Origin of the sequence: Bradyrhizobium sp. 190, assembly GCF_023073415.1 — a bacterium.
In the GTDB taxonomy this organism is placed as follows: domain Bacteria; phylum Pseudomonadota; class Alphaproteobacteria; order Rhizobiales; family Xanthobacteraceae; genus Bradyrhizobium.
The window spans coordinates 78,167-86,639 of record NZ_JADPJL010000016.1 but is presented as its reverse complement, the minus strand read 5'-3'; the positions used below and the strand labels follow the sequence as shown (position 1 = coordinate 86,639).

At 59.3% G+C, this 8,473-nt stretch carries 5 protein-coding genes; 1 reads left to right on the top strand and 4 read right to left on the bottom strand.

Annotation, left to right across the window (positions count from 1 at the left end; translation table 11 throughout):
- The 4 genes from IVB22_RS14725 to IVB22_RS41910 form a co-directional block, all read right to left on the bottom strand.
- Positions 1 to 1,995: hypothetical protein (locus IVB22_RS14725; protein WP_247518052.1), on the bottom strand; the 1,995-nt coding region annotated here is incomplete at its 3' end.
- Positions 1,996 to 3,560: 1,565 nt separating this feature from the next.
- On the bottom strand, positions 3,561 to 4,886 hold the full coding sequence (locus IVB22_RS14720) for an MFS transporter (protein WP_247518051.1): 1,326 nt from the start codon (positions 4,884 to 4,886) through the stop codon (positions 3,561 to 3,563).
- A 101-nt stretch (positions 4,887 to 4,987) separates the two neighbouring features.
- Complete coding sequence (locus IVB22_RS41385) at positions 4,988 to 5,122, bottom strand: hypothetical protein (RefSeq protein ID WP_256467419.1); 135 nt, start codon at positions 5,120 to 5,122, stop codon at positions 4,988 to 4,990.
- The gene (locus IVB22_RS41910; RefSeq protein ID WP_249805212.1) at positions 5,119 to 5,283 is read right to left on the bottom strand and encodes a hypothetical protein; all 165 of its coding nucleotides are present in this window, start codon (positions 5,281 to 5,283) and stop codon (positions 5,119 to 5,121) included. Before IVB22_RS41910 ends, IVB22_RS41385 begins: the two co-directional genes overlap by 4 nt.
- Before the next feature lie 1,128 nt (positions 5,284 to 6,411).
- Between IVB22_RS41910 and nodU the strand changes: the two genes are divergently transcribed.
- Positions 6,412 to 8,082 carry a nodulation protein NodU gene (gene nodU, locus IVB22_RS14710; RefSeq protein ID WP_247518049.1) on the top strand — a complete coding sequence of 557 codons (1,671 nt, stop codon included), beginning with the start codon at positions 6,412 to 6,414 and terminating at the stop codon, positions 8,080 to 8,082.
- Positions 8,083 to 8,473: the final 391 nt, after the last annotated feature.

The window sequence follows — 8,473 nt, the reverse complement described above, 5'->3', positions numbered from 1 at the left end:
CGCGTCCATCTTGTCGGAACCTGCCACCAGCGGAAGGTGGTAGCCAATGTTGAGGTACCGGTACCAGTCGGCCAGACCGAAGGCGCTGATCTGCGCAGTTAGCGGGTTGAACGACATCATCTCCATCGCGTCGATCAAGCCGAGCACGATGTCGGCCGCCCGCTCGGCCTGCGGGTTGGGCGAGTGCGGCATCACGACCAGTCCCCGTTGCTGCCGGCAACGCTCCGCCCAGTCGGCCATGATCGCTTCCAGCGGATCGCCGATCGCCGCTTCGTTGGATCCGGCGCAAGAGAGCGGATTGATGATCTCGCCTTCGTAGCCGAGAAGTGAGATGTGCCCTAGAACCTGCATCCGGTTCTCCGTGCCGACGCGGACGAGGAACTCCCCGTCACCGCCGAAGTCCTTCGCCCCGATTGTCGTGCGTCCGTCGAAATCGGCGACATTGGTAAACAACTCGCCCCACTGCGCCGCGAGCAGGTTGACGACGTTGACACCCTCCGCCTTGCCCTCCAGCAGGGCTGTCTGCGGACTCAGGAAGTGGACGTGCGTATCGGAGCTGACCCAGCCCTGTTCGCGCCAGCGCAGCACTCTTTCCAGCTCGAAGGTAAGGCTTTCTGTGTCCGTAGTGACTTCGACGATGCGACGCACAGGCCGCACCTCGAAGCCCCTGCTGATCTCGACGAACACGGGCCCAATCGGCAGGTCCGCGTCGCAGCTGCCATCCACATAGGCGTACTGGTTCAGGCCGTTCGCCAGCTCGCCGGCGAAGTTCTCGAACCTGCCGGTGTTCACCTTGCGATGGTGTCCCTTGGGCGGCAGATACTCCCCGTGTGCTCCGTGGAGATGCAGGCGTGCAGCGACACGCACACCGCTGACCTTCTCAACGATGCGGATCTTGACGGGTTGCCTCGCCTGCTCGATGGGCACCGCGTCCAGCGATGTGCCTGTTGCGTTCCCGACGGCGTCCAGCGATTGAAGGTCCTGAACATGCAAGCGGCCGTCGTCGGAGCGCAGGTAGAGCCTTGCGTCGGGGTGCGCGGAGTACTCGACGATGATCTCGTCATTGGAGCGCACAGGCTGCACGTCAGGCTTGTCACCGAGCCAATCCGTTCTGGAGTACTCAAGCACCGCGCGGGCGGAGATGACCGTGCCCAGGTCCATGCCGATTTGCTCGCCGCGATGGTCGACATCCAGTTCGCCGAGCTTATTCAGATGCACCCCGGGCGGCAGCCGCATCCTCAGCTTGCGACGGCCCTGCAAGCGCAGCGGATGCTCCGACAGCTGTGTCGTGCTCACCGCATAGACGAGCGAAGCCTCTTGCTCCGGGCGCAGGCTCAGGCCCACGAGCTCCTTCTCTGGATGCGAATTCGGCAGCGCATAAAGCCACAAGTTCTCGCCTTCACGATCCATGCGTCCCGATTCGGTGCGAGCCTCGCCGTTGATGTAGCTAGTGCCCGCCGCTCGCCCGAGCGCGAAGTTTTCTCCGGTGCTCGCATGCACGATGGGTCCACGCAGCGGCACGGCCCCGAATGCACTCGCGCTCCATACGATGTGTTTCTGCTGGATTGCGAACCGCCGCAGCACGGGCACGTCCGCGACGCTGCCGTCGGCATATCGGAGCGCATATGTCGACACCCGATTGCCGAGCGGGTTGCCGTCCGCCGAGTGCGCGGCCGGCCCGATCTCGCCAAACCCTTCAGGCCTCACGGGTTGATGGCCCGTGACCACATGCACAAAGAGCACGTAGCTGGCCAATGTGTGTAACAGTGAGATTTCGGTAGGAGCCTCCCCAGTCCGCAAGGCCAGCACGTCCGGCCCGGCATCGTCGCCGAATAGAAACGGGATGCCGCGATGCGTCTGCGGCCCCCGCAATGAGTCGATCCAGCCGGTGTCGCCCGCGCGCTTGCCGAGCCGCTCGTCCAGGTCCCGGCGCCTGGCATTGAAATATGGCTTCAGATCCACGGGCGTGAAGTGCGGCGATGAGGGTGTTTTCATTCGATGGACTCCAGTTCTGGGAAGTCGTCGCCAAGTCCTATTAATTCGACAGTAACGCGTTGAAATTTTTTCGACTGGATGAAGTCGCATGACGTATGGACAAAATAGACGAGAGGTCACTGGCGATCGGAATTCTGATTGAGCGTCGAGGGCAAGTAAATGGATCGTACTGTCATTGTGGCGTGTGCGGGGGCTCTTGAATGCAAAGAAGAACTCGGGTGTACGCATCACTTCTGGCGGAGACGATAGCTCGTGTACTTCCGTCAGCTGAGGTAACGCTGTAGACCACGCCTACAGTGGACACGAAGCATCTCAGTTCGACGCAACGTAAAAGCATTTCTTTGGGACCTTGGTGACGTCGGTGACATTCCCACCTGAGAGCAACCCGCCGGTTTTCGGCTGTCGCTCCGAGTCAGCTCCCGGAATTTGCGACCCCGGCGCATCTTGAGTAGATCCGGCCAGCCGGCACTAGCCCCGTCAGAATGGCAAGGCGTTCAAAGAAGTAGAAGATCAGCTCGACGTTCTCTGCAGTGTCGATGTCGCGCACGACTGCTCTTCGGGTAAAGCATCCATTTGTGAGAATTCCAGGCGGACGCTCGCACGCCGGAGCTGACGCTCTCCGCGATCAACTGCGTCACGGTACGCGCCGCGAATACGGTACTTGGCGCCTCCTGAGGGCCAAGTGCGGAGGCCAGCCAGCCGCAACGCCAATACCGCGGCGAAGGCCGTGGCCGCGGTATCCCGGCTGGTGTTCGGAATTGCCGATCCCAATAGAAACCAGATCCGCGGAAACATGGTCGATCCACAGTCCAGCACCCGGCCACAGGGGCTCCGTCGGGCGAACCATGACGGCATGGGTGGTGTACAGCATAGCCCATACCTGCGAACGTCACATATGCTGCCATCGATGCCTTTGCGTGGTGTGTGTGCGTTCTGCCACCCGGTGGGAGGGGCGAGCGTGGTTGACGGGTGACCAAATCATCCGGACGCACATGGATTTCGAGCAGCCGCCGCACGTAAGTGTTGGCGACCGCCTCCACCTGAGAGTCGCCCAGCTGGGCCAAGGCTCAGTAGAGCAGGCTTGTCGCCTAGAGCGAGTCGCTGCTGCTCTCGGCAGCCCCAACAGCACTGGCGTCTTCGACCTTGCCGCCGGGAGTGCAACTTCCCGTGCGGCTTCATCTCTGAGGAGGATGCTTCCGAGTGCGGAACGGTGATAGAAGCCGAAGCCCTAGAACGCTGTCCAGTGTAGGGAGCGCGGCAGCATCCGGCGCAGCGCGGCATGCGCGTCGACGATTTGGAACCGCTCTGGATTAGCGATAGCTGCGAGCCAAAGCTCGCCGACGAACGCCCCTCCTGTCCGATCGCCACCCGGCGTGAACGCCCATTCTCCGTCCCCAATGCGCGCCCAGTGAGGCCGCCCTGAGCTGTAGCGCCTCGGGTCTGCGGAATATGCGCCAGCATACCCGCGCGCTCGGATAGATATTCGCTTCTCGACAACGTTCGGCTCCAACAAAGTTCCTCTGCTTGCCTTGGCTCGGCGCGCGGAGTAGGCAGACAGACGGGGTTCAGTTGCCGATGTAGACGCGGCCGCGCTTCTTGGCGATGCGATAGACCACTACGCTCAGCAGCGCTATCAATGATCCGTAGACGGGGAATATCCAGGTCATGTGCTCGCGTTGCAGCCACACCATGAGATATGGTGAAGTCCCGCCAAATAACGAGACACCCAAAGCATAGCCGAGGGCTACCCCCGTGGTCCGCACGGCACGCGGCATCAGCGTGGTGGCGATGAAGTTGTAGAGTCCCATGTTGAAGCCTACGATAGCTCCGCCGAACACCATGACGATGAAGAAAGTGGAGATGCCCTTCTCCGAATAGACCAATGTAAGAAAGAAGCACGGGATGAGCAGCAGGCGCAGCAGCGTGAACGCGCGCGAGGGTCGCACCTTGTCCGCGAAGGCGCCCACGTAGGGGGCGGTGACCATCCAGGTCAGCCCCATCAGCGTCAGGATTCCGAACACCCAGGTGCTATTCTCCTTGAACACCGTATTGGCCATGTTGGGCAGACCCGCAATCCATGCGTAGTTAGCGATCTGCACCGATCCAATGACCAGGACGACCGCGAGCAACGAGAGCCGGACGCTCCATAGCGTTTTCCATATGCCGCTGGTAGTTTCGTGAATGCGCGACAACTCATCTTGGCGATGCATCGCGCGATTGACCAAAGTCTCCGGCATGGCTCTCCGCAGATAAATGATAAACAAGCCGAGCACGCCGCCAAACGCGATGGGTATACGCCACGCCCACTCGCGCATCACCTCAGGTGCCACTGAGGCACTCACCAGAAAGGCGACCATGCTGGCCCCGATGGCGCCCAGCTGAATGAACGTACCACCGATCAGGCCAAGGTAACGCCCTTCCTTCCCCGGTGGTGCTAGTTCGATCGCGATGGCGTTCGCGACACCCGACTCGGCGCCAAGGGAAAGTCCTTGAATGATTCGAATAAGAAGCAGCGCCACAGCTGCCGTGACGCCGATATCGTTATAAGTCGGCAAGATGGAGATCAGCAATGAGGACAGCGCCATCGCCGTCACTGAGATCATCATTACTCGCTTATGGCTGATGCGATCTGCGACTGGACCAAGCAAGGCAGCCCCGAGCGGCCGCGCGAGAAAGCCCGCCCCAAACACCGCGAGCGCCGCGAGCAGCGAGGTGATCGGATCACCGGAAGGAAAGAAGTGCGGCGACAGAAACGCAGCCATCACGCCGTAGATGTTCCAGTCATAGGCCTCCAGGGCTACGCCTCCACCGAGACCGGCTGTCATTCTCCTGGTGACAACTAGCTTCTCTGGCCGAATCGGGGCGGCAGTGGCTTGAGTAATATCGTGCATGTGTCCGGTTCCGCTCGGCTGGTGACAATCGGTTACGAGTATCGATCGTCGGAAAATTCAGGACAGGATCGCGCCTGGCACAGTCGCGTCATATTTGGCAATCAAGTAAGCGGCGCCTTGGCAAATTGGCTATTAACGATCCAATGCCGCTCGCATATGCCACCCATCGGCTTCTGTCTGTTCACCGCCGCATCGATCAACGGCGGTTCGATCGAGCGTGCAACACGCGCGATCATGCCCGCAACTCTTGCGTCATCTGCACTTCGTCGCGGAGTTGCGACTGCGGAACAATCTGGATCTCTATCCTACCGCTCGTCTTAGCTGTGACGGTCTTGGCGAATTCCAGCGCCGCAAGCTGATAGTGAGTGTCCGCAGCCAGCGTGTGGCCGAGCTTCATGACGATCTTGTCAGCCGATTGCGCACGGGCAACGCCCGCAGGCGCGCAGACAAGGATGCAGGCTGACAACGATCTAACAATATTGTGCGATGTGCTGCTCACGGTGTCTCCCCCTGGTATTTTATGACGCGGCGGTTGACGCCGGTGAGGGAGAAGTATGGTGATCTGCCAATTTCCGCGTTAGGACGCTCTTCCATATTTCTTGTACTTTTAGACGAGATGTACTTGGAAGCGGGAGTGCAGAAACGAGCAATGCAACGTTGCGTTGCACAAATATTGCGGCGCTTGACGAGGCCCATCAAACGGCATGACTTCGCGGAAACCCTATATGGCTGTTTTATTATCCTCGTGGCGTCGGTGACGAATACTTGCAGCGCAACAACAAATCCATGCGACAGCAATCGATGAGGCTTCTTAGAAATCGAAGGATTTCGACAACGCGTCCTAACGTCGGCAACAGCGCACTTCTATCCCCCCGTTGCGCGAACCGCCGCTCGCGATGTGGAGCCTGCATCTTTGACGGCTTTCCTCTCGCGTTATATTCGTGCCAATAGCCGAGACGCTCCTGCTCTTTCAGGGCCAGGTCGAGAAACGAGACAGTCGAACCACCGGTCGATGCCGAGGTTACCGCAAAGCAAACCAGATTCCTTCCCCTGTTTGGCGTCTACGCGGTAGCTCTCGATGATTGATGCATGGATGGTCGGCGTGTTGCGGCACCTCAAATCCTGACCTGGCAAGTCGAATAGATAGCCCGAGACGGAAAATCCGGCTCGCGGCCTACTTCGGAGAACGCTTCACGGTTGATGGGCGTCACGCATGCTTCTGTCCGAAAACGCACGTGCCTATGTTGGAAACCCGCCAAGTTGATTGCGAACGCGAGATTCAGCTGGGAAACGGCGAGGGATTCCTCTGATTCCAGTGGCCCAAATCATGCAATGCGCTAGGCGAGTTATCTGGTAATCGGATCTCGCGCTGGGAGACGGCCTTAGACATGCGGAATGAAAGGTTGATCGAGCTCGAGCGCGAGCAGTGCCGGGAAGACTAATTAAACGACTGCTTACTTGCATGCTTTCAGCGTCCGATTCACTCGATAGGAATCGAATTGCCCGCGTTAGCTATGGAGACACTATGCGCATCTGCGGTATCAAGCTGACGCATGACGGAGCGATCGCTCTGGTCGAGGATGGACGGCTTGTCTTCTGTGTCGAGCAGGAAAAGCGGAGCAACAATCCGCGGTATCAACGCATCGACAATCTCGATGCAGTTGTTCTCGCTTTGGCGGAGCACGGTCTGGACGCGCGGGATGTCGATCAGTTCGTCATAGACGGCTGGTGGGGGGAGGTAGAGTCGCAGTTCCACGTCCTCAGTGGGGCGGCGCCTATCACTCTAAAAGGGGCGACGTATTTTGAGCGCCATACCGAAGGCCTTCTCACTTCGCGCGACGGCTTTGGCCTGATGCTCGACGATACGGTCTTCCCTTATAAAAGTTATCCGCACGTCACAGGCCATGTGGCATCGGCATACTGCACTAGCCCCTTTGCCAAAGCCGGACAACCCGCGTTCTGCCTGGTGTGGGACGGCGGCACCTTTCCACGTCTCTATTATGTAGAACGCCACGCAGCCCGGTTCCTCGGATGCCTGTTCCCGATGATTGGCCAGGTCTATGCTGCCGCGGGCTATCACTTCGGACCGTTTAAGCAGGCGAACCGTACCGACTGGGACCTCGGTGTGGCCGGCAAGCTGATGGCCTACATCGCGCTCGGGTCGGTTGATGAAGACATTGTCACGGTATTTCAGGAGCGCTATGAGGAGCGCTTTGCGGCCGACACTGAGCTTGTCCATCGTTACAGCGCGGAGTCCTCGCGTGGCACGGGCTCCCCGCTTGGGGCTGTGCATGACTTTTTCGAGGCCAGCGCGCTCCTGTTGAAGGCCAAGGCACCCGAAGATGTGCTCGCATCGTTTCATTGTTTTCTTGAGCGTCTGCTCCTCCGCGAAATGGCGACTGCTTTGCAGCGGCATTCGTGTTTACCGCCGCGCAATTTGTGTATAGCCGGAGGCTGCGGCCTCAATATCAAATGGAACAGTGCACTACGTGCTAGTGGCCTGTTCGATGCCGTCTGGGTGCCGCCCTTTCCGAATGACAGTGGCTCGGCAATTGGCGCCGCTTGCTCCGCTCTAGCGGCGGACAAAGGCTTCGTGCCGTTAGAATGGTCGGTCTATAGTGGTCCAGCCCTGCAAGCTCGCGATGTCCCGCCAGAATGGGAGGTCGCGCCGTGTAGTATGGGTGAACTTGCGACCATTCTCGCCAGCAACAAGCCCGTAATTTTCCTTGCCGGCCGCGCCGAGCTTGGACCACGGGCATTAGGTAGCAGAAGCATTCTCGCAGCCGCAACTTCACCGCGAATGAAGGATTATCTCAACGACATCAAACTTCGCGAACACTTCCGGCCGGTGGCGCCGATATGCCTGGAGGATCGTGCGCCGGATATTTTCAGTCCTGGAACGCCGGACCCTTACATGCTTTTCGATCACCAGACACGAGCAGAATGGCGCGACAAAATCCCTGCTGTTGTACATCTCGACCAATCTGCGCGATTGCAGACCGTTTGCAGGACCTCTCAGCAAAAAGTCGCCGAACTTCTCGTGGAATATGAAAAACTCACGGGCATTCCGCTGCTTTGCAATACGAGTGCTAACTTCCATGGACGTGGGTTTTTCCCGGATGCCGCAGCCGCCTGCGAATGGGGACAGGTTGAGTACGTATGGTGCGATGGCATGCTGTGGACGAAAACTCCGTAAGCGCAGTGTCCTACCGATATGGCGTCACTTTCGATGCCCCGGTCTATTTCGGGGACACCGTCACCGCAAAGCTGGTGGTGCGTGAGAAGGACGAGTAGCGCAACACCTGCATCTTTACTGCCACGCGGTCAGCAACCAGAGCGGCACTGTCGTGGCTTCAGGCAGCACTTCCTGAAGGTCTTTTGATGCAAACAGCTGACGGTGACGGCCTGGTAAAGCCTGGTCATACAAAACAATGCGGATCGGCAGCCGGCGTACCAGGCGCCCGCGATCGAAACCTGGCAAGCAAGCCCTGGTGCGTGCGGCCGGCCGAAGCCAGTCTCCTGAGCCGAATTCCCCGCTAACAGGACAATTTGCGGGTATTTTCGGAATCCGGGGAGCTGAACTAACC